We start from the raw sequence: 20125 nt of genomic DNA, 5'->3' as shown, positions 1-20125 counted from the left end.
CCGGGGCAGTGCGTGGCGCCTTCCCTGCGCGCCGCCGCTGAGACATCATGATCCGCCGTCAGCCGTTGCCGTCGGCGAAGAGGTGAGGCGCATGGCCAGGATCCGCGCGGGTGAGGGGATTCTCCGCCGCAAACCCATCGAGCACATCGAGGAGACCGAGGTCGGCGAGGGCACCCGCCTGGACAGGTCGCTGGGCCTGTGGCAGCTCACCGCGATCGGGGTGGGCGGCATCATCGGCGCGGGCATCTTCACGCTGGCCGGCACGGTGGCCAACGGCACGGCCGGTCCCGCGGTGCTGGTGTCCTTCCTGATCGCCGGTGTGGCGAGTGCCTGCGCGGCGCTGTCGTACGCCGAGTTCGCCGGGATGATCCCGAAGGCGGGGTCGGCCTACACGTACGGGTACGCGGTGCTCGGCGAGTTCGCGGGCTGGTTCATCGGCTGGGACCTGCTGCTGGAGTACACGGCGATCGTGGCCGTGGTGGCCATCGGCATCTCCGGGTACTTCAGCTTCCTGGTCGAGCAGATGGGCGCCGACCTGCCGGACTGGCTGCTGGGGGCTCCCGGCACCGGCGCCGGGCACCGGGTCGACCTGTTCGCGGCCGTCCTGTGCCTGCTGATCGCCTGGCTGCTCAACCTGGGCATCCGCAGCGCGGCCCGCTTCGAGACGATCGTGGTCGCCCTGAAGGTGCTGGTGGTGCTGATGGTGATCGCGGTGGGCGTGTTCCACATCAACAGCGGGAACTACCGCCCGTTCTTCCCGTTCGGCATCAGCGGGGCGTTCACGGGCGCGGCGACGGTGTTCTTCGCGGTGTTCGGTTACGACGCGATGTCGACGGCGGCCGAGGAGTCGAAGGACGCCCAGCGGCACATGCCGAAGGCGATCATCTACTCGCTGGTGATCTCCATGGTCCTGTACGTGGCGGCCTGTCTGGTGCTGACCGGCATGCAGAACTACAAGGACATCGACCCGGAGAGCGGCTTCTCCACGGCGTTCAAGTCGGTGGGTCTGGACGCGCTGGCGGACGTGATCGCGGTCGGCGCGATCATCGGCATCCTCACGGTGATGTTCACCTTCATGCTGGGCGTGACCCGGGTGTGGTTCTCGATGTCCCGGGACGGGCTGCTCCCCAGGTGGTTCGCGAAGACGCACCCGAGGCGGCACGTGCCGACCCGGGTGACGTGGATCGTCGGCGCGGCGTCCGCGGTCTTCGCCGGGTTCATCCCGATCGCCGAGGCGGCCGAGCTGACCAACATCGGCATCCTGCTGGCGTTCGTGGTGGTGTGCGTGGCGGTGATCGTGCTGCGCTACCGGCAGCCGGAGCTGCCGCGCACCTTCCGCACGCCGGGGATGCCGGTCGTGCCCGCGCTGGGTGTCGTCTTCTCGGTCTGGCTGATCACGTTCCTCCAGTGGCAGACCTGGGTGCGGTTCGCGGTGTGGTTCGCGATCGGTTGCGTGATCTACTTCGCCTACTCCTACCGGCGCTCGGCGCTCGCCACCGGGCAGCCCGCCGACTGATCACTCCGCCATGGCCAGGCCGTCCTGGGCGGCCCCGCGGCTGAGGACCACGTCCCTGATGCGGTCGCGCACCACCTCCAGCTCGGCGCCCTGGGCGATGGCCCGGTTGAGGTCGACGACCCGGCCGGCGTCGAGGTCGTACAGCTGCGGGACGAACTCGGCCCTGGTGACCCGCCAGGGGCCGCCCGGCCGGACCGGCGGGGCGAAGGTGAAGCGGCCGAGAGTGGACTCGTTGCCCCGCGCGTCCTGGGCGCCGGCGCGGTTGTACATCTCGCCGGCGATCTGGTCGCCCATTCCGTAGATCACCCAGGTGCCGTTGACCTTCTCGTACGCCTGCGGGACGTGGGCGTGGGTGCCGAGGATCAGGTCGATGTCCGGGCGGCCGTTCGTGGCCGAGGCGGTGAGCCGCTGGGCGAGGGTGACCTGGAGCCGGTCGGGCTCCTCCTGCCACTCGGTGCCCCAGTCCACGGAGACCACGACCACGTCGGCGCCGCCCTGCCGGGCGGCACGGGCGTCGGCGATGATCCGGTCGGCGTCGATCAGGTTGACCGCCCAGGGCTGTCCGGGTGGCAGCGGGTAGTTGGTGCCGAAGGTGTACGACAGATGGGCGACCTTGGCCCGGCCCGCCCGGAGGATGCCGACCGAGCGGGCCTCGGCCTCGCTGCGGGCCGTCCCGGCGTGCCGCAGGCCGGCCTTGTCCATCGCGTCGAGGGTGCGCGCGATGCCGGCGGTGCCGTCGTCCAGGGCGTGCCCGGAGGCGGTGGAGCAGCTGTCGTAGCCGGTCGCCGCGAGGGCCTCGGCGATCTGCGGCGGGGACTTGAACACGGGGTAGCCGGTGTAGTCGCCGTCGGCGCCGTAGACGGTCTCCATGTGACACAGCGCCAGGTCGGCCCGGGACACGACCGGTTGGACACCGGAGAGCATGGGGCGGAAGTCGTGGCCGTTGCGGCCGGCGTCGTAGGCGGCCCGCTCGATGACGGAGGTGTGCGGCAGCACGTCGCCGGAGGCGACCAGGGTGAAGTCGCCGCCGCTCCTGGGCGGCGCCGGCTGTCCACGCGTGCCGGACTCCTGGTGCTGGTTCTGGCAAGCCGCCCCGGCCGCGAGGACGGCGGTCAGGACCAGCGCCACCTGCTGTCTGCGTCCGATCATCACTCACCCCAGGGTTGTCGTATATACAGACGAAGCCGTGACGGGCATATGGGTATGAATCTGATGTCCCGGATAAACAGCTCGGGTGGCGTCCTTAGCCCGTCCGGGGCACTGATGTACCGCTCGTCCGACCGTTCGCCGACGCGATCGACCGTCCGGCGCAGCGCCGGGCCCACGCCCTGTCCGCCGGCCGCGGCCTGCGCTGCCATACGGCCATGACGGCCGGAACCTCACTCACCCCCGGGACCACGACCGCCGAGCACGAGCTGGCCGCGCTCCAGCGCGAGCACGGCGGCCCGCTGTTCGCGCTGCTGCTCAGGCTGTGCGACGGAGACCGCCAGCGCGCCGAGGATCTCGTCCAGGAGACTCTGGTGCGTGCCTGGCAGCACCCGGAGGCACTGCACGCCGACGACTTCGACTCCGTACGGCCCTGGCTGCTCACCGTGGCCCGGCGGCTCGCGATCGACGCCCGGCGGGCCCGGCGGGCACGGCCGGCCGAGATCGGCGACGAGGTGCCCGAGAACGCGCGGGTGACCGCCGATCACGCCGAGCGGGCCGCGGCGGTGCTCGATGTCCGGGAGGCTGTGAAGACACTCACTCCGGAGCACCGTGACGTCCTGATACTGGTGTACTTCGTCGGGGCCAGTGTGGCGGAGGCGGCGCGGACCCTGGGGATTCCACCCGGTACCGTGAAATCCCGCGCGTACTACGCGTTGCGCGCCCTGCGCCGGGTCCTTCCGGGTTACGCGGCCGACCTGCGATGAAACCGGAAGCCTGGTCAAACCTCGGTAAAGCGCCTTGCTGTAGTCCCCGTTAGGGCAATGGGCTGTCCTCATCCGCGTTTCGGGTGGCGGCGGGGACCGCGGTCCCGACGGGGCCCGGGCGACGCGCACGCACCGGAGGAAGGGCAGGAAGGGATGCTGCACAGAGGGCACGAGAGCACGGACGGCACCGACGGCGATGAACTGGCCGTCCCCATGGCCTGGTTGTACGCCGAGTACATCGCCGACGAACTGCTGCGCACCGGCGATCTGATGCCGCCGACGTCCTTCGAGTTCCGGGCCGGCCGGGACGCGCTGGCGCTGACCGTCTTCCTGTCCGACACCGACGGGGAGCTCTCCGGCATCCGGGTGATCTCCCAGCTGGAGAACTGGCTGGCGCTGACCGCCTACGACCAGCCGTGGCAGGACTGGGTGCAGGCACGCATGGCCGAGCTGACCGAGCGGGCGGCCGGCTCCCGCGCCCCCTGCCCCGACCTGGCGCTGGCGGCGGACGCCTGGCGCTGGCTGGAGGAGACCGAACTGCTCGCGCCGGACCTGGACGCGGTGCCGGGCGGCGGCGCCGTGTTCGGGGAGGACGACGGGCCGAAGGTGTGGACACCGGCCTGGCGGCTCGGGCTGCCCCTGGGACACCTCGCGATCCACCTCTTCTGAATCTTCTGGAATTCACACCAATCCACGGGCCGGGCCGCTCCGAATCTCTCGTCCGAGATTCTGTATGTGGCTTGAGTGATTCGGCGGCCGGCTGCGTACGGATGGGAGCAAGGAGTAACCCCACCCACACCCATCGGCACGAGGATTCGGCATGAGGTCCCTGGAAAGGCATCGCGACGTCGGCGCGTACGCGCTCGGCGTGCTGGACGAGGCGGAGACCTTCCGCTTCGAGGACCACCTCATGGAGTGCCCCCGGTGTGCGGCACACGTGACCGAGTTCGGGCCCGCGACCCGGCAGCTGATGCTGTACCGCCGGGCCACGCCGCGTTTCGTGCCCTCCATGGCGCAGCCCGGCCCCCGGCTGCTGGACCGGCTGCTCGGTGAGCTGGCGCACCGGCGGCGGGCGCGGCGCCGCCGGCTGCTGTACGGCCTGGCCGCCTCGGTGGTGCTGGCCGTGGCAGGTCCCGGTGTCGTGGCCTTCACCGGCCACACGGGGCCGGCCGCACGGGTCACCGCGGCGACCGATCCGCACACCGGGGTGTGGGCGCAGGTCACCTCCGAGGACGCGGACTGGGGCAGCGACCTGCGGCTGGAGGTCAAGGACGGCGCCGGGCCGCACACCTGCCGCCTGGTCGCGGTCGGCCGCGACGGCACGGAGCAGGTCGTCGCCGGCTGGACCAACGCGGGCGACGGCACCCGGCCCACCACCGCGATGGGCGCCACCGCGCTGCACCCGGACCAGGTCCTGCGCTACGAGGTCCGCACGGACGAGGGAAAGCGGCTGGTCACGCTGGAGCAGAGGTGACGGCGCCAGGGCGCGCCGGGGCTCACTTCAGCAGCCGGGACAGGCGGCGGTCGGCCAGCGGCTTGCCGCCCGTCTGGCAGGTCGGGCAGTACTGGAGCGAGGAGTCGGCGAAGGAGACCTCCCGGATGGTGTCGCCGCACACCGGGCAGGGGTCGCCGGTACGGCCGTGGACGCGCAACCCGCTCTTCTTCTCCGCCTTCAGCCGGCCGGCCGCCATTCCGCGGGACCGCTCGACCGCCTGGGTGAGCGTGTCGCGCAGCGCCGCGTACAGGCGGTGGGTCTCTTCCGGTGTGAGGGAGGCGGCGAGCTTGAACGGGGACATCTTCGCGGCGTGCAGGATCTCGTCGCTGTAGGCGTTGCCGACGCCCGCGATCAGCGACTGGTCGCGCAGGGCACCCTTCAGCTGCCGCCGTTCGTCCTTCAGCAGGGCGGCGAAGCGGTCCTCGTCGAAGTCGTCGGCGAGCGGGTCGGGGCCGAGCCGGGCGATGCCCGGCACCTCCTGCGGGTCGCGGACGACGTACACGGCAAGGCGTTTTTGGGTGCCGGCCTCGGTCAGGTCGAAGCCCTCGCCGGTCTCCAGGGCCACCCGCAGCGCGAGCGGGCCCTTGCCGGGCTTCGGCGGGCCGTCCGGCAGCCGGTCCTTCCAGTGCAGCCAGCCCGCGCGGGCCAGGTGGGTCACCAGGTGCGGCCCGCCGTCCGTTTCGATGTCCAGGAACTTCCCGTGCCGGCGCACGGCCGTCACCGCGGCCCCCTCAAGGGCCGTGACCGGCGGTTCGTACGTCTTCAGGACGCTGACGGCCACCGGCAGCACCCGCACCATCCGCAGCCCGACCAGGTGCTCGGTGAGGAAGTCCGTCAGCGCTTGTACCTCGGGCAGTTCCGGCATACGTCCAGAGTGCCATCCGGCACCGGCAACGCCCCGCGGTCCCGCCCGGGGCGGCCGCCCCCTACGGCAGCCGGAACTCGCACCACACCGCCTTGCCGCCGCCCCGCGCCTCCACGCCCCAGCTGTCGGCGAGCCGCTCCACGAGCAGCAGACCGCGGCCGGAGACGCCGTCCTCGCCCGCGTCCCGGCGCCGGGGCAGGGCGCTGGAGCAGTCCTCGACCTCGATGCGCAGCCTGTGCTCGGCGGCCTCCATGGCGCGCAGGGTGACGATCGCGGAGCCCTCGGTGTGCATCAGGACGTTGGTGATCAGCTCGTCGGCGGCCAGCTCGATCTCGTCGGCCTGGACGGAGGCGCCCCAGGCACGGACCGCGGCGCGGATCATGTGCCGGGCCTGGGTGAGGGCCTCCGGGTCGCCGGGCGCCACATGCTGCTGGAGCCGGCCGCCGGGCCGTGTGGTCTCCGGGGCCCGGCGGCGCAGCAGGAGCAGGGCCACGTCGTCGTCGCCGCCCCGCTCCTGGGCCACCTGGATCAGCCGGTCGGCGAGGGCGCGCACCTCACCGGGTCCCTCGCAGATCAGCGCCGCCAGAGCGCGCATGCCGTCGTCCAGATCGGTGCCGGGCAGCTCGACCAGCCCGTCGGTGCACAGCAGCAGGATGTGGCCCGGGTCGAGTTCGAGGGTGGCGACGGGGTACTCCAGCCGGCCGAACTCGGCTGACAGACCGAGCGGCAGCCCGCCCTGGACGGGTACCCGGAAGCAGCTGCCGTCGCCGCGCCGGATCAGCGGGTCGATGTGCCCGGCGCGCACCATCTGGACGACTCCGGTGGACAGGTCGGCCTCGGCGTACAGGCAGGTGGCGAACCGGTCGGTGTCGAGTTCGTGCAGGAAGACGGAGGCGCGGGCCATCACGGTGGCCGGGGTGTGGCCCTCGGCGGCGTAGGCGCGCAGTACGATCCGCAGCTGGCCCATGACGGCCGCCGCGTGCGTGTCGTGGCCCTGGACGTCCCCGATGACCGCGCCGACCCGGCCCCCGGGCAGCGGGATCAGGTCGTACCAGTCGCCGCCGATGTCCCGGCCCAGGGCGGCCGAGCGGTACCGGACCGCGATGTCGGCGCCGCGGACGCTCGGAATGGTGCGGGGCAGCATGGCCTGCTGGAGGCCCTCGGCGAGGTCCTTGTCCTGTTCGTAGAGCATGGCCCGCATGAGGCTCTGCGCGATGCTGCCGCCCAGCGCGATCAGGACGGCGCGTTCCTCGTCGGAGAAGCCGTGCCGGTCGTCGTAGAGCAGGCCCATCGCGCCGATCGGACGGGCCTGGGCGATCAGCGGGAGGTAGGCGGCCGAGGTGATGTGCAGGTCGGTGATGCGCGGCCAGAGGATCGGGTAGTGGGACGCGAACTCCTCCGCCGACTCGATGAACCGGGGGCTGAGGGTGCGGACGACCTCGCTCATCGGGTACGGCTCGTCGATCCGGGTGACGCGGGTGCCGGGGACGAAGCTGCCCGCGGGGCCCTCGGCGACCAGCCGGATCCGGCCCGCCTCGACCAGGCCCATCACCAGGCTGGCCGCACCCAGATGGCGCACCCCGTGGGTGTCCTTGAGGACGTCGATGACGTCCTGGATGCTGCGGGCGTGCGCCAGGGCGGCGGAGATGACCTGGACGACGCTGGTCTGCTGGCGGAACGCCTCGTCCTGGGCGGCCCTCAGGCTGCGCGCGGCGCTGTCGGCCAGCTCCTGGGTGGCGTCACGGACGATGCCGACGACCCGGCGCGGGCGGCCGGACTCGTCACGCCGGATGTAGCCCTGGGTGTGCGTCCAGCGCAGGGTGCCGTCGCGACAGCGGATGCGGAAGTAGGCGCCGTAGTTCTCGCTGCCGTCCTTGATCGCCAAGGCGATCGCCGCGTCGAGCCGGGCGGCCTCCGGCGGCGGCACACGCACGGTCAGGGACTCGGGGCGCCCGTCGTACTCCTCGGGCAGCAGGTCGAACACCTCGAATGCCTGGGCGTCCATGTCCATCAGACCGGCGTCCAGGTCCCAGTCGAAGCTGCCCATGTGGTTTAGCGCGAGGATCGGGTCCGGGTGTGCGGGCCAGTCCTCCGGGAGTGACAGGGCGCTCGCTCCCCGATCGGCCATGGGCCCACCTTGCCAGTATCCGGACGATTCTTCGACCTGATCGGCGGGCACCGGCGCGGGCCCGCCCGGCGTCCCGCGTGACGCCGGTCCCGCGCTCAGCCGCCCGGCTCGGCGTCGGGGCGGGCCAGGGTGCCGGGCAAGGTGGGCGGCCCGGTCGCGCCGGGCGTGGCCAGAGGCCGGTCGGAGGGCTCCGGTGAGGGGGCGGAGAGGCCCGGCGAGGGGGCGGAGAGGCCCGGCGAGGGGGCGGACAGGCCCGGGGAGGGGACGGAGAGGCCCGGGGAGAGGCCGCTGAGGCCCGGGGAGGGGACGGGGGGCGGTGATTCCTCCGCGGGCGTCAGAGGGTCCCGGTCCGCTGGGCCGGTGACGCCCGCGGGGGGATCGGTGCGGCCGGGATCGGTGCGGCCGGGATCGGTGCGGACGTCCGGCGCCGTGGGCCCGGCCGGGGAGGACGGCGTGCCGGTCCGCGCCGGGGCGGCGGCCGGGCCGCTTTCGTGCGCGCCGGGCTGCCCGCTGCCCTGCGGCCCGGTGTCCGCCGGGGCGGGCTGGGACGGGTCGGCGCCGGCCCGCGCGGGCGGGGACACCACGTGGTCCTGGCGGACGTCCTGGCCGACCCGGCGCTCGGTCCAGGTACGGGTCTCGGTGTCGACGATCGTGAGGCTGGCGACGGCGCGGGGCGCCGGGGCCACCACGATCACCTTGTTCGGCCGGTAGCCGGCCCAGGGGGTACCGCGGGCACCGGCCCCGCCGCGCGTCGGCGCGGGCGGTCCGAGCGGGTTGCCGCAGGCGCAGCGCACCCGGGGCACGCCCCGGTCGTCGACGAGGACGGCGGTGCCGGCCTGGAGCACGGCCTGGTAACCGTCCGCCCGGCGGTTGCGGTAGGAGTGATTGGTGACGCGTGTGTCGGTGCCGAGTACGACCGGGGTCAGACCGCGCAGATAGTCCGGGAGCGCCGGCCGAGTGACACCGGCCACCCGGGCGAAGGCGTCGGCCTTGGCCGGGTCCGCCGCGAGATAGCCGATGTGCCGCTCGACGTCACAACCGGCGACGTGCGGGGTCCCGTGGTACAGGCCGGGAGTCGCGCCGGACAGGGTGCGTGTCGCGCGCAGGGGCGCCGCGAGTTCGGCGGCCGAGACCGGGACGGTGCCGCGGGGCGACGCCGGGCCGGGGACGTCGGTGGCCATGGAGGCGGTGAAGGGCTCGGGGCCCCGGTCGGTGGCGGCCTGCAGGAAGACCAACTCGCCCGTCCGGGCCTGTTTGACGCCGGAGCCGGCGCAGCCGGCGGCGAGGAGCACCGCCGACATGACGCAGACCGTGACGATGGTTCCGGTGGGTATCCGCACCGCACACTCCACATCACTTCGGGTGATTACGCCCTATTGTTGGCATCGCACGGGATTGGCTGGCAACTCGGGGAACGCCGTGCCGGGAGCTGCGCCGGTACGGAAGAGCGCGCGGCGCCGGTGCACCCGGGCACGGCGCCGGTGCAGCCGCACAGGAGGGCGTGCACAACCGTGGACTGGTTCACCGCACCCGGCGACTGGCTGAGCCGGCTGGTCTTCCAGCGGGCCCTGGCCGCCGTGTACCTGGTCGCCTTCCTGACGGCGGCCCTGCAGTTCCGGGCCCTGCTGGGTGAACGCGGCATGCTGCCGATCCCCCGCTTCACGGCCCGGGTGCCCTTCCGGCGCGCCCCGAGCCTGTTCCAACTGCACTACTCCGACCGGTTCTTCGCCGCCTGCGCCGGGGCGGGCTGCGCGGTGTCGGCGGCCCTGCTGGCCGGGGCGGACTCCGCGCTGCCGCTGTGGGCGGCGATCCTGCTGTGGCTGGTGCCGTGGGCGCTGTACCTGTCGATCGTCAACGTGGGCCAGACGTGGTACGCGTTCGGCTGGGAGTCACTGCTGCTGGAGACCGGTTTTCTCGCCGCGTTCCTCGGCAACGACGAGGTGGCGCCGCCGGTCGTCGTCCTGTTCCTGCTGCGCTGGATCCTGTTCCGGGTGGAGTTCGGCGCCGGGCTGATCAAACTGCGGGGCGACACCTGCTGGCGGAAGCTGACCTGTCTGGACTACCACCACGAGACCCAGCCGATGCCGGGCCCGCTGAGCTGGTTCTTCCACCATCTGCCGAAGCCGCTGCACCGGGTGGAGGTTGCCGCCAACCACGTCACCCAGCTGGTCGTACCGGTCCTGCTGTTCGCCCCGCAGCCGATCGCCTCGGCCGCCGCGGCCCTGATGATCGTCACCCAGCTGTGGCTGGTGCTCTCCGGCAACTTCTCCTGGCTGAACTGGATCACCATCGTGCTGGCCCTGTCCGCGCTCCGGCTGCCCACGACGGCGCCGCCGGTGCCACCGGCACCGCTGTGGTACGAGGTGCTGGTGCTCGCGGTCGCCGCGCTGCTGGTCTTCCTGAGTTACCGCCCGGTGGTGAACATGGTCTCCCGCCGCCAGGTGATGAACCGCTCCTTCGACCCGCTGCACCTGGTGAACACCTACGGCGCGTTCGGCAGCGTCAGCCGGGTGCGCTACGAGGTGGTGGTCGAGGGCACGCTGGACGACACCCCGCGGGAGGACTCGGACTGGCGGGAGTACGCGTTCAGGGGCAAGCCCGGGGACCCCCGGCGCTGGCCGCGCCAGTTCGCGCCCTACCATCTGCGCCTCGACTGGCTGATGTGGTTCGCGGCGCTGTCACCCGGTTACGCCGGGGAGTGGTTCGGCGGTCTGGTGGAACGTCTGCTGGAGAACGACCGGGACACCCTCAGGCTGCTCCGCCGCTCCCCGTTCCCGCCGGGCACCCCGCCCCGCTATGTGCGGGCCCGGCTGTTCCGGTACCGGTACACCAGCTGGCGGGAGTTGCGGGAGACGGGGGCGTGCTGGGAGCGGACGTACGTGCGGGAGTATCTGCCGCCGACGCGGCTGGCGGCGTCGGTTCACAGGTCGTAGACGCGCTCGGCGGTGGCTGCGGACAGCGCGGTGCGCTCCGCCTCGCCGAGTCCCGCGGTCAACTCTTCGTGAAGGGCGTGGACTTCGGCGTACGTCATGGCCAGGGTGCACACCGGCCAGTCGGATCCGGCCATCAGCCGGCCGGGGCCGAAGGCGTCCAGGGCCGTGTCGACGTACGGGCGCAGGCCGGCGGGGGTCCGGGTGGCCGGGGCGGCCTCGGTGACCAGGCCGGAGAGTTTGGCGACGGTGTTGGGCAGGGCGGCCAGGGCACGCAGGTCGGCGGCCCATGGTTCGCGGTCCCCTGAGGCGACGGGCGGCTTGCCCAGATGGTCGAGGACGAAAGTGAGCTGCGGCAGGGCCCGGGCCGCCTCGGCGCAGGCCGGAAGCTGGTGGGGCAGGACGACGAGGTCGTAGGCCAGGCCGGCGGCGGCCACCGCGGCCAGGCCGCGCCGGACGTCGGGCCGCAGCAGCCATCCGGGGTCGGGTTCGCTCTGCACCTGGTGGCGGATGCCCTTCAGGCGCAAGCCGCCGGGGAGTGCGCGCAGCCGGGCCAGTTCGCCGGCGATGTCGGGGCGGGTGAGGTCGGTCCAGCCGACCACGCCGGCGATCAGTTCGTGAGCGGCGGCCAGGGCGAGGAGTTCCGGGGTCTCCTCCGGCACCGTGACGGTCTGGACGAGGACGGTGCGGTCGACTCCGGCGGCCCGGGCCTGGGGTTCCAGGTCGGCGAGGGTGAAGTTGCGCCGCAGCGGCCGGAGTTCGTTCCCCCGGAGCCAGTCCTGGTCGCGGACGGTCAGGTCCCAGACGTGGTGGTGGGCGTCGACGGTCACGGCAGCTCCCACGGGGGCAGCAGGCCGGTGTCGCGCAGCTCGTGCCAGCAGGCATCCGGCACGTGCTTGGCGAACTGCTCGGCGCAGTCCAGGACCTCGGCCGCGGAGCGGGCGCCGGCCAGGACGCTCGCCACGGCCGGGTGGGCGGAGGCGAAGGCCAGAGCCGCCGCGCGCAGGGTCGTGCCGTGGCGCTCGGCGACCTCCTTGATGCGCAGTGCCCGGTCCACCAACCGGCGGGGCGCCGGAGTGTAGTTGTACGTCGCACCCGGCGTCGGGTCGGCCAGCAGGCCGGAGTTGAAGGCACCGCCGACGACGACCGACACGCCCCGCTTCCGGGCCTCGGGCAGCAGCTCGGTCGCCGCGCTCCGGTCGAGCAGGGTGTACCGGCCCGCGCAGAGCACCACGTCGACGTCCGTCTCGCGGACGAACCGGGTGAGCATCGCGGCCTGGTTCATGCCGGCCCCTATCGCGCCCACCACGCCCTCCGAGCGGAGCCTCTCCAGCGCCGGGTAGCCCTCGCGGAATGCCTGCTCGGCGTGGTCGTCGGGGTCGTGGAGGTAGACGACGTCGACACGGTCGAGGCCGAGGCGGTCCAGGCTCGCCTCCAGGGTGCGGCGGATGCCGTCGGCCGTGAAGTCCCACACGCGGCGGTGGGTGGCGGGTACGGCGAACCCGTCGGCGAGGTCGTCGCCGGTGCCGTCGGCCGGGACCAGGCGGCGGCCGGCCTTGGTGGAGACCGTGTACTGGGAGCGGTCGTACGCGCGCAGGGCCGCGCCCAGACGCCGTTCGGACAGACCGAGACCGTAGTGCGGCGCGGTGTCGAAGTAGCGGATGCCGCTGCTCCAGGCGGCCCGGACCGCGGCGTGCGCCTGCTCGTCGCTCACCGGCGCGTACAGGTTGCCGAGTGCTGCGGCGCCGAAGCCGAGCGGGGTCACCACGACGCCGCTGCGGCCCAGCGGGGTCACCTCGCCGCCGCCGCGGCCCAGCGGGGTCACCGGTCCGCCGCCGGGCGCAGCCGCAGGCCCTGCATACCGCCGTCGACGGCGAGCGCGGTGCCGGTGGTGGCGCCGCAGAGGGGGCTTGCCAGGTAGGCGATGGCGCCCGCGACCTCGGCGGCGGAGACGAGCCGTCCGGTGGGCTGGCGGGCCTCCAGGGCGGCGCGCTCGGCGGCCGGGTCCGGGGCCGCGTCCAGCAGTCGGCCGATCCACGGGGTGTCCGCCGTGCCGGGGTTGACGCAGTTGACGCGGATGCCCTCGCGGACGTGGTCGGCGGCCATGGCGAGGGTCAGGGAGTACACGGCGCCTTTGGTGGCGCTGTACAGGGCGCGCCGTGGCAGGCCCGCGGTGGCCGCGATGGAGCAGGTGTTGACGATCGCCGCGTGGTCCGAGCGACGCAGGTGCGGCAGGGCGGCGCGGGCCGTGCGGACCATACCGAGGACGTTGACGTCGAAGACGTGCCGCCATTCGGCGTCGAGGTTGTCCTCGACGGTGCCCTGGGCGCCGATTCCCGCGTTGTTCACCAGGATGTCCAGCCCGCCGAGTGCCTCGGCGGCCTCGTGTACGGCCGTGCGCACCGAGGCGTCGTCGGTCACGTCGGCGCGCAGTGCGAGGAGCGGTTGCCGCACGGTGGACGGGTCCAGGTCGAGTACGGCGACCCGGGCGCCGCGGGCGGCGAGGAGGTCGGCGGTGGCCCGGCCGATGCCGGAGGCGCCGCCGGTGACCAGGGCCCTCAGGCCCGTGAAGTCGCTCATGCCGGCTGTCCCTTCCGGGGGTCGGGGTGGGCGGCCCAGTAGGTGCCGCCGGGGAAGGTGTACCGCGCGATGGACTCCGGGCGCATCGCCGCGGAGAAACCGGGCGTGGTGGGTGCCGTGTAGTGGCCGTCGCGGATGACGACCGGGGTGACGAAGTGCTCGTGGAGGTGGTCGACGTACTCGATGACCCGGTCCTCGGTGCTGCCGGAGACGGCCAGGTAGTCGAACATCGACAGGTGCTGGACGAGTTCGCACAGGCCGACGCCGCCCGCGTGCGGGCAGACGGGGACGCCGAACTTGGCGGCGAGCAGCAGGATGGCCAGGTTCTCGTTGACCCCGCCGACGCGGGCGGCGTCGATCTGCACGATGTCGAGGGCTCCGGCCTGGAGCATCTGCTTGAACATGACGCGGTTGTGCACGTGTTCGCCGGCGGCGACCTTCACGGGGCGGACCGCGCGCCGGATCGCGGCGTGGCCGAGGACGTCGTCGGGGCTGGTGGGCTCCTCGATCCAGTACGGGCCGAACTCGGCCAGGGCCCGCGTCCAGCGGATCGCCTCGTCCACGCTCCAGCGCTGGTTGGCGTCGATCGCCAGGCGCACGTCCGGTCCGACGACCGCGCGGGCCACCCGGCAGCGGCGGACGTCGTCGGCGAGGTCGGCGCCGACCTTCAGTTTGATCTGCCGGAAGCCGTCGGCGACGGCCTGGGCGGCGAGCCGGCCGAGCTTGTCGTCGTCGTAGCCGAGCCAGCCCGGGGAGGTGGTGTAGGCGGGGAAGCCGTGCTCCAGCAGCCGGGCCCGGCGTTCCCCGGTGCCGTCCCTCCCCCGTCTCAGCAGGCCGAGGGCCTCCTCGGGGGTGAGCGCGTCGGTGAGGTAACGGAAGTCGATCTGCCGGACCAGCCACTCGGGTTCGGCGTCGGCGAGCAGCTGCCACAGCGGTTTGCCGGCCCGCCGGGCGGCGAGGTCCCAGACGGCGTTGACGACGGCCCCGATCGCCATGTGCATCACGCCCTTCTCCGGGCCGAGCCAGCGCAGCTGGCTGTCGGCGATCAGGTCCCGGAAGAGCGAGCCGGGGTCGGCGCAGAGCTCCTTGACGTCACGGCCCAGCACATGGCCGCGCAGGGCCTCGATCGCGGCGACCTGGACGTCGTTGCCCCGTCCGATGGTGAAGGTGAACCCGTGTCCCTCCAGCCCGTCGGCGGCGTCGCTGCGCAGGACGGCATAGGCCGCCGAGTAGTCGGGGTCCGGGTTCATCGCGTCGGAGCCGTCCAGCTCGCGCGAGGTGGGGAAGCGGATGTCGTGGGTGTCGAGAGCGGTGATGCGGGCGGGAGCCTGGGACACGGAAGTCCTTTCCGTCGTGGGGCGGTCGGTGGCCCGCGTCAGTCCTGGGCACGGCCCGTCGTGACCCGGGCGATCATGAGGGCGACGAGGATGATGCCGCCGTAGATGGCCTGGATCCAGAACGACGGCACCTGGGCGAGGGTGAGCAGGTTCTGTACGACACCCAGGAGGAGGACGCCGGTCAGGGCGCCGGACATGGTGCCCTTGCCGCCGTCCAGGCTGATGCCGCCGATCACCGCCGCGGCGAACACGGTGAAGATCATGTTCTGGCCCTGGTTGGCGCTGATCGCGCCCACGTACCCCGTCTGCAGGAGTCCGCCCAGAGAGGCGAGGACACCGGCCGCCACGAACACTCCGAGCATCACGCGCTCCACCCGGATGCCCGCGGCGCGGGCGGCGTCCGCGTTGCCGCCGATGGCGTACAGGGCACGGCCGACGCGGTGGTACTTGAGCATGCCCCCGGCGACGGCGAAGGCGACGGCGGCGAGCCACACCGACATCGGGACGGCCAGGAAGGTGGTGGTGGCAAGCGCGGAGAAGCTGTCCGGCATGCCGAACAGGGTCCTGCCCTTGGTCGCGCCGACCAGCAGCCCGCGCAGCACGATCAGCATGGCCAGCGTCACGATGAACGCGTTGAGCTTGAACTTCACGACCAGGACGCCGTTGAGGGCGCCGACGGCCGCGCCGGCGACGAGGATCGTGAACAGGGCGACCGGCGCCGGGAGCTCGGTGCCCCAGCCGGACTGCGCCGAGGGCAGCACGAGGAGTGCTCCCACGGCGGGCGCGATACCGACGACCGACTCCAGGGACAGGTCGAACTTGCCGGTGAGGAGCACCAGCGACTCGGCGAGCACGACCATGGCCAGAGCGGCGGAGGCGCCCAGGATCGAGATGAGGTTCCGCTCGGTGAGGAACGAGTCGTTGACCATCGCACCCAGCACCATGAGCAACAGCAAGGCCGGCAGCAGCGCGAGTTCACGGGCCCTGCGGAGCAGGAGGGCCCTGGATCCATGGGCGCCCCGGGCGTCCCGGGCGGGCCTGGCGCCCGGGTTCGCGGCGGTCTTCGCCTCACTCACCCGGGCTCCCCGCGGTCCGGCCGGGGGTCCGGGGGCCGCCCCCCGGGGAGATGCTGTGGCCATGGTCCACTCCTTCGATGGAGGCGATCAGCTCGTGGTCGCGCCAGCCCGCCGGATGCTCGGCGACGATCCGGCCGCGGAAGAGGACGAGGACGCGGTCGCAGCGGCGCAGATCGTCGAGTTCGTCGGAGACGACGAGCACGGCGGTGCCGTCCTGCCCCGCGCTGTCCATGCGGGCCAGCAGGGACTCCTTGGACTTCACGTCGACGCCCGCGGTGGGGTTGATCAGGACGAGCAGGCGGGGGTCGCGGGCGAGGGCACGGGCCATGACGACCTTCTGCGCGTTGCCGCCGGACAGGTCGCAGACGGGCTGTCCGGGGCCCTCGGTGTGGATGTCGAGGCGGTCGATCAGTTCGGCGGCGAGGCCGCGTCCGCGGTCGGTGCCGACGAAGCCGAAGCGGCCGAGCCGGTCCAGGACGCCCAGGGTGACGTTGTCGCCGACGGTCATGGCGGGGATCAGGCCCTGTTCGTGGCGGTCGCGGGGTACGCAGCCGACGCCGGCGTCCAGCGCGGCCCGCACGTCGCCGAACGGCAGCCGCCGCCCTTCGAGCCGGGCCGATCCGCCGGTGGGGGTGTGCAGGCCGGCGAAGGTCTCGGCGAGCTCGACCTTGCCGCTGCCACTGATCCCGGCGAGGCCGACGACCTCACCGCGGCGGACGGTGAGGCCGATGTCCTGGTACGCGGACGAGGTGAGCCCGCGGACGTCGAGGACGACGGGCGACTCGGCGGCCACCGTGGCGCGGGTGTGCGCGTGCTCGGTGACCGACTCGCCCGCCATGGCCTCCACCAGGGCCGCCCTGGGCAGCTCCGCGACGGCGGCCGTGGTGATCCAGCGGGCGTCGCGCAGCACGGTGACGGTCTGGCAGACCTCGTAGACCTCCTGAAGATGGTGCGAGATGAACAGGAAGGTCACACCGGAGTCCTGGAGCGCCCGCATCCGGCTGAACAGCCGCTCGATCTCGCGGTTGTCGAGCTGGGCGGTCGGCTCGTCCAGGACGATGAACCGGGCGCCGAAGCTGAGCGACCGGGCGATCTCCACCATCTGCCGGTCCTCGACGGTGAGGTCGGCGGTCCGGGCGTCGGGGTCGACGCGGATGTCCCAGGCGTCGAGGAGTCCGGCGGCCCGGCTGCGCAGCCGGCCCCAGGAGATGAACCCGCGGTGCACCGGCCGGCGTTCGGGGTCGCGTTCTGGCGTGGGGTGTCCCCCGGGCCCCCGGCCGCCCCCGCGTCCCGGCCTGGCCGGCTCGGCGGCGTGGATCTGCGCCATGAAGAGGTTCTCGGCGACGGTCAGTTCCGGGACGAGGGCCGGTTTCTGGTAGACGCAGGCGACCCTGCGACGCCAGGCGTCCCGGTCGGCGAGCGGGGGCGCGGGCTCGCCGTCGAAGCGGACGGTGCCCGCGTCCGGGGCCTGCAGGCCGGTGAGGATGTTGACCAGGGTGGACTTGCCTGCGCCGTTGCGGCCGACGAGGGCGTGGGACTCGCCGGGCAGCACGGTGAGCTGTCCGTCGGCGAGGGCGACCGTGGGGCCGTACCGTTTGACGATCCCCTGTGCTTCCACGAGTGGTGTCCTCATTCGACCGTGTTGCCCCACAGCTTCGGGTCGTCGACGTTGTCCTTGGTGACGAGGGGCGCGGGGAGTTGGTCCTCGAGAATTTTGCCGGGCAGCTCGACGATGGTGGAGTCGTGGTCGGTGGGGCCGGGCTTGAACGTCTTTCCTTCCATCGCCGCCTTGATGTAGTACATGCCGTACTTGGCGTAGGCGTCCGCGGGCTGGGAGACGGTGGCGTCGATCCGGCCCGTGCGGATGGCGTCGAGCTCCTGCGGGATGCCGTCGTTGGAGACGATGACGATGTGGCCTTTCCGTCCCGCCGTCTCGAGCATGTTCTTCGACTTGAGGGTCTGCAGGGTGGGGGCGAGGTAGACGCCGCCGGCCTGTAGGTAGATGCCCTTGATGTCGGGGTTGGCGTTGAGGAGCGTGTCGAGCCGGGAGGCCGCGGTGTCCGACTCCCATTTGGCGGGGATCTCCAGGACCTTCAGTCCCGGATACTTCTTCTTGACGCAGGACCGGAAGGCCCCGGACCGGTCGCGGCCGTTGACCGAGGCGAGGTCGCCCATGATCTGCACGACCTTGCCGCCGGTGACGTGCTGCCCGAGGTAGTCGCACGCCTTCTCGCCGTACGCGACGTTGTCCGCCCGTACGACCATCGCGACCTTCCCCTTCTCGGGCGCGACGTCGACGGCGACGACCGGGACGCCCTTGCGTTCGGCCTGGTCCAGGCCCGCCTCGATGGCGGCGCTGTCCAGCGGGGCGACGACGAGGCCCTTCACGCCCTGGTTCAGCTCGTTGTTGATGTCGGTGATCTGCTGCGAGGGGTCGCTGTTGGAGTTGACCGTCTTCAGCGCCTCGACGCCCTCCGACTTGGCCGTCCTGGGCACGTAGTCGTTGTACGACTGCCAGAACGGCGAGGTGAGCAGCGGCAGGATCACCCCGACCTTGCCGGTGCCACCGCTGCCCGCGGCCGCCGTGTCCTTGGTGCTGCCGCAGGCGGCGAGCACGAGCGAGGCGCCGACGGCCAGGGCCGCCGCGCCGGTGATCCGGGACCTGCTGCGTTTCCTCACTGCGCTGGCGGGCATCTCGCGGCTCCTCGTCGAGGGTGGTCGAGCGGTCGCCGCATACTTATCAGACCACTGAGCCGCCACGACACCCTCGTGCCGCGATATTTCTGGGTTCCGACGCATAGTGGTCGGACCACTGGGCTGGCTAGACTGCGACGCACCCGGTGACTGGAGGAGTGGCGTGGACGAGGCAGCCCCACAGAAGGGCACGGTGACCCAGCGCGCCATCGAGCAGATCAAGGCCATGATCGCCGAGGGCCGGCTGGAGCCGGGCCAGCGGCTGCCCACCGAACGGGAACTCGCCGTCCAGCTCGGCATCTCGCGCAGCTCGATGCGGGAGGCGATACGCGCGCTGACGGTTCTCGGCGCCCTGGAGGCCCGGCACGGCTCAGGGATCTACGTCACCGCGCTGGAGGCCGGCGACCTGCTGGAGACCTTCGGGGTGGTCGCCGACCTGTCCCGGGGGCCGCGGCTGGTGGAACTACTGGAGGTGCGCCGGATCCTGGAGTCGACGGCGACCGCGCTGGCCGCCGCGCGCATCACGGACGACCAACTCGCCGCTGTGGAGAAGCACTTGGCGGCGATGAACGCCACCGACGACCCCGAGGAGATCCTCGCCCACGACCTCGCCTTCCACCACGAGATCGCGTCCGCCGCCGGCAACGAGACCATGGCCGCCATCCTGGACGGCCTGTCCTCGCGCACGTTCCGTGCCCGCGTCTGGCGCGGCTACCAGGAGGAGGGCGCCTTCGCCCGCACCCGCCGCGAACACGCCGCCATCCACCGCGCCCTCGCCGCCCGCGACCCGGAAGCGGCCCGGGCGGCGGCAGCCGCGCACGTGGGCGAGGTGGAGGAATGGCTGCGGGCACAGCTCGGCGGCTAGCGGCCGGCCCATGGGCCGGCCGCGGTCGCGAGAACCGGAGTGCAGGACGGCCCTGTTCAAGGGCCGTCGAGGACCGGAGCCGGGGCGACGGCCCTGTTCCCAGGGCCGTCGGAGGCCGGACGGGTCAGGGCTTGTACCAACAGACCGTCACGCCGGATCGCGCGCCACAGCCCATCTTGGTGAAGCGACTCTGGATCATGTTCCAGTAGTGGCCCCACTGCCGGTAGCCAGGGCTGTTGGAGTCCTTGTTGGGATCGGCCTCGTACTTGCTCTTCTCGGCGGCCCATTGCCCGGTGGCCGCGGTCGGCCCGGCGCTCGACATGTTCTCGGCACCGTTGAACGACGGGGAGTGTTGCAGCCCGCCCGCCGTGGACTGCGGGTTGTCAGCCCATGCCTGTGCGTCCTTGGCGATGCTGTCGTCCCACGTCACCGGGGGTGCACCGGCGTCCTGGCGCACGGAGTTGGTCTCGCTGACGATGGCTTGTTGATCGCCGCCGCTGATGTCGGAGACAGCTGCGGAAGCACTCGTCGCGAACATGGTGCTTCCGGCCATCAGCCCCGCCGCTATGACGGCCACGGCCTGATGGCGTACCCAAGTGGGCTTGTTCATGGCGACCCCCTGGTCGCAGAGAGAGAGTGGCAGAGACTGCCGGCGGGCATCACCCGTCACGCGAGCGGACCGTGCGGCCGGCCCTTGAGGTGGCCGAGCCGTACCCGCTTCTGCGG

General features: G+C 72.5%; 18 protein-coding genes. 6 read left to right on the top strand and 12 right to left on the bottom strand.

Annotated elements, in window-relative coordinates; all coding sequences use genetic code 11:
• Nucleotides 1-91 precede the first annotated feature (91 nt).
• Nucleotides 92-1516 carry an amino acid permease gene (locus tag ACIGYR_RS04130; protein WP_399602768.1) on the top strand — a complete coding sequence of 475 codons (1425 nt, stop codon included), beginning with the start codon at nt 92-94 and terminating at the stop codon, nt 1514-1516.
• Here ACIGYR_RS04130 and ACIGYR_RS04125 read toward each other — a convergent pair whose 3' ends face one another.
• The gene (locus tag ACIGYR_RS04125) at nt 1517-2665 is read right to left on the bottom strand and encodes a CapA family protein (protein WP_391837961.1); all 1149 of its coding nucleotides are present in this window, start codon (nt 2663-2665) and stop codon (nt 1517-1519) included.
• Nucleotides 2666-2880: 215 nt separating this feature from the next.
• On the opposite strand from ACIGYR_RS04125, the gene ACIGYR_RS04120 reads away from it, so the two are divergent.
• The 3 genes from ACIGYR_RS04120 (at nt 2881) to ACIGYR_RS04110 (ending at nt 4903) form a co-directional block, all read left to right on the top strand.
• Nucleotides 2881-3429, top strand: a complete 549-nt coding sequence (locus tag ACIGYR_RS04120; RefSeq protein ID WP_399602765.1) for a sigma-70 family RNA polymerase sigma factor — start codon at nt 2881-2883, stop codon at nt 3427-3429.
• A gap of 153 nt (nt 3430-3582) precedes the next feature.
• Nucleotides 3583-4098 (top strand): hypothetical protein, encoded by a 516-nt coding sequence (locus ACIGYR_RS04115; protein ID WP_391837964.1) that lies wholly within the window; start codon nt 3583-3585, stop codon nt 4096-4098.
• A 151-nt stretch (nt 4099-4249) separates the two neighbouring features.
• Nucleotides 4250-4903 (top strand): zf-HC2 domain-containing protein, encoded by a 654-nt coding sequence (locus tag ACIGYR_RS04110; RefSeq protein WP_399602762.1) that lies wholly within the window; start codon nt 4250-4252, stop codon nt 4901-4903.
• Between the two features lie 22 nt (nt 4904-4925).
• Here the strand turns inward: ACIGYR_RS04110 and ACIGYR_RS04105 are convergent, their stop codons facing one another.
• The 3 genes from ACIGYR_RS04105 to ACIGYR_RS04095 form a co-directional block, all read right to left on the bottom strand.
• On the bottom strand, nt 4926-5789 hold the full coding sequence (locus tag ACIGYR_RS04105; RefSeq protein ID WP_391837968.1) for an Fpg/Nei family DNA glycosylase: 864 nt from the start codon (nt 5787-5789) through the stop codon (nt 4926-4928).
• A 61-nt stretch (nt 5790-5850) separates the two neighbouring features.
• The gene (locus tag ACIGYR_RS04100) at nt 5851-7917 is read right to left on the bottom strand and encodes a SpoIIE family protein phosphatase (RefSeq protein ID WP_399602758.1); all 2067 of its coding nucleotides are present in this window, start codon (nt 7915-7917) and stop codon (nt 5851-5853) included.
• 95 nt (nt 7918-8012) lie between these two features.
• Complete coding sequence (locus ACIGYR_RS04095; RefSeq protein WP_399602755.1) at nt 8013-9257, bottom strand: DUF6777 domain-containing protein; 1245 nt, start codon at nt 9255-9257, stop codon at nt 8013-8015.
• Nucleotides 9258-9428: 171 nt separating this feature from the next.
• On the opposite strand from ACIGYR_RS04095, the gene ACIGYR_RS04090 reads away from it, so the two are divergent.
• Nucleotides 9429-10850: a lipase maturation factor family protein gene (locus tag ACIGYR_RS04090; RefSeq protein WP_399602752.1), complete on the top strand. Its 1422-nt coding sequence runs from the start codon at nt 9429-9431 to the stop codon at nt 10848-10850.
• Here the strand turns inward: ACIGYR_RS04090 and ACIGYR_RS04085 are convergent.
• From ACIGYR_RS04085 to ACIGYR_RS04055, 7 genes are read right to left on the bottom strand one after another with little or no spacing between them, the layout of a single operon-like run.
• On the bottom strand, nt 10838-11677 hold the full coding sequence (locus ACIGYR_RS04085; RefSeq protein WP_399602749.1) for an amidohydrolase family protein: 840 nt from the start codon (nt 11675-11677) through the stop codon (nt 10838-10840). The two genes, ACIGYR_RS04090 and ACIGYR_RS04085, sit on opposite strands and share 13 nt — an antisense overlap.
• Nucleotides 11674-12642 carry an aldo/keto reductase gene (locus ACIGYR_RS04080; RefSeq protein ID WP_399603229.1) on the bottom strand — a complete coding sequence of 323 codons (969 nt, stop codon included), beginning with the start codon at nt 12640-12642 and terminating at the stop codon, nt 11674-11676. Before ACIGYR_RS04080 ends, ACIGYR_RS04085 begins: the two co-directional genes overlap by 4 nt.
• Before the next feature lie 26 nt (nt 12643-12668).
• Nucleotides 12669-13427 carry an SDR family NAD(P)-dependent oxidoreductase gene (locus ACIGYR_RS04075; protein ID WP_399602746.1) on the bottom strand — a complete coding sequence of 253 codons (759 nt, stop codon included), beginning with the start codon at nt 13425-13427 and terminating at the stop codon, nt 12669-12671.
• The gene (locus ACIGYR_RS04070; RefSeq protein WP_399602743.1) at nt 13424-14764 is read right to left on the bottom strand and encodes an L-fuconate dehydratase; all 1341 of its coding nucleotides are present in this window, start codon (nt 14762-14764) and stop codon (nt 13424-13426) included. Before ACIGYR_RS04070 ends, ACIGYR_RS04075 begins: the two co-directional genes overlap by 4 nt.
• A 38-nt stretch (nt 14765-14802) precedes the next feature.
• A complete protein-coding gene (locus tag ACIGYR_RS04065) occupies nt 14803-15840 on the bottom strand; it encodes an ABC transporter permease (RefSeq protein WP_399602740.1) in 1038 nt (345 codons plus the stop codon).
• Nucleotides 15833-17473, bottom strand: a complete 1641-nt coding sequence (locus tag ACIGYR_RS04060) for a sugar ABC transporter ATP-binding protein (protein ID WP_399602737.1) — start codon at nt 17471-17473, stop codon at nt 15833-15835. Before ACIGYR_RS04060 ends, ACIGYR_RS04065 begins: the two co-directional genes overlap by 8 nt.
• The gene (locus tag ACIGYR_RS04055) at nt 17470-18534 is read right to left on the bottom strand and encodes a sugar ABC transporter substrate-binding protein (RefSeq protein WP_399602734.1); all 1065 of its coding nucleotides are present in this window, start codon (nt 18532-18534) and stop codon (nt 17470-17472) included. The genes ACIGYR_RS04060 and ACIGYR_RS04055 overlap by 4 nt, the downstream gene beginning before the upstream one ends.
• 163 nt (nt 18535-18697) lie before the next feature.
• Here ACIGYR_RS04055 and ACIGYR_RS04050 point away from each other — a divergent pair, with 163 nt between their 5' ends.
• Nucleotides 18698-19399 carry a FadR/GntR family transcriptional regulator gene (locus ACIGYR_RS04050; RefSeq protein WP_399602731.1) on the top strand — a complete coding sequence of 234 codons (702 nt, stop codon included), beginning with the start codon at nt 18698-18700 and terminating at the stop codon, nt 19397-19399.
• A gap of 124 nt (nt 19400-19523) precedes the next feature.
• On the opposite strand, the gene ACIGYR_RS04045 is transcribed toward ACIGYR_RS04050, so the two are convergent.
• Nucleotides 19524-20009 (bottom strand): CAP domain-containing protein, encoded by a 486-nt coding sequence (locus tag ACIGYR_RS04045; RefSeq protein ID WP_391837990.1) that lies wholly within the window; start codon nt 20007-20009, stop codon nt 19524-19526.
• Nucleotides 20010-20125 lie beyond the last annotated feature (116 nt).

This window comes from Streptomyces sp. NPDC053076 (assembly GCF_044546845.1).
Taxonomy (GTDB): domain Bacteria; phylum Actinomycetota; class Actinomycetes; order Streptomycetales; family Streptomycetaceae; genus Streptomyces.
Note: the sequence above shows the minus strand (reverse complement) of the source record. Positions and strands in the feature narration are given on the sequence as shown.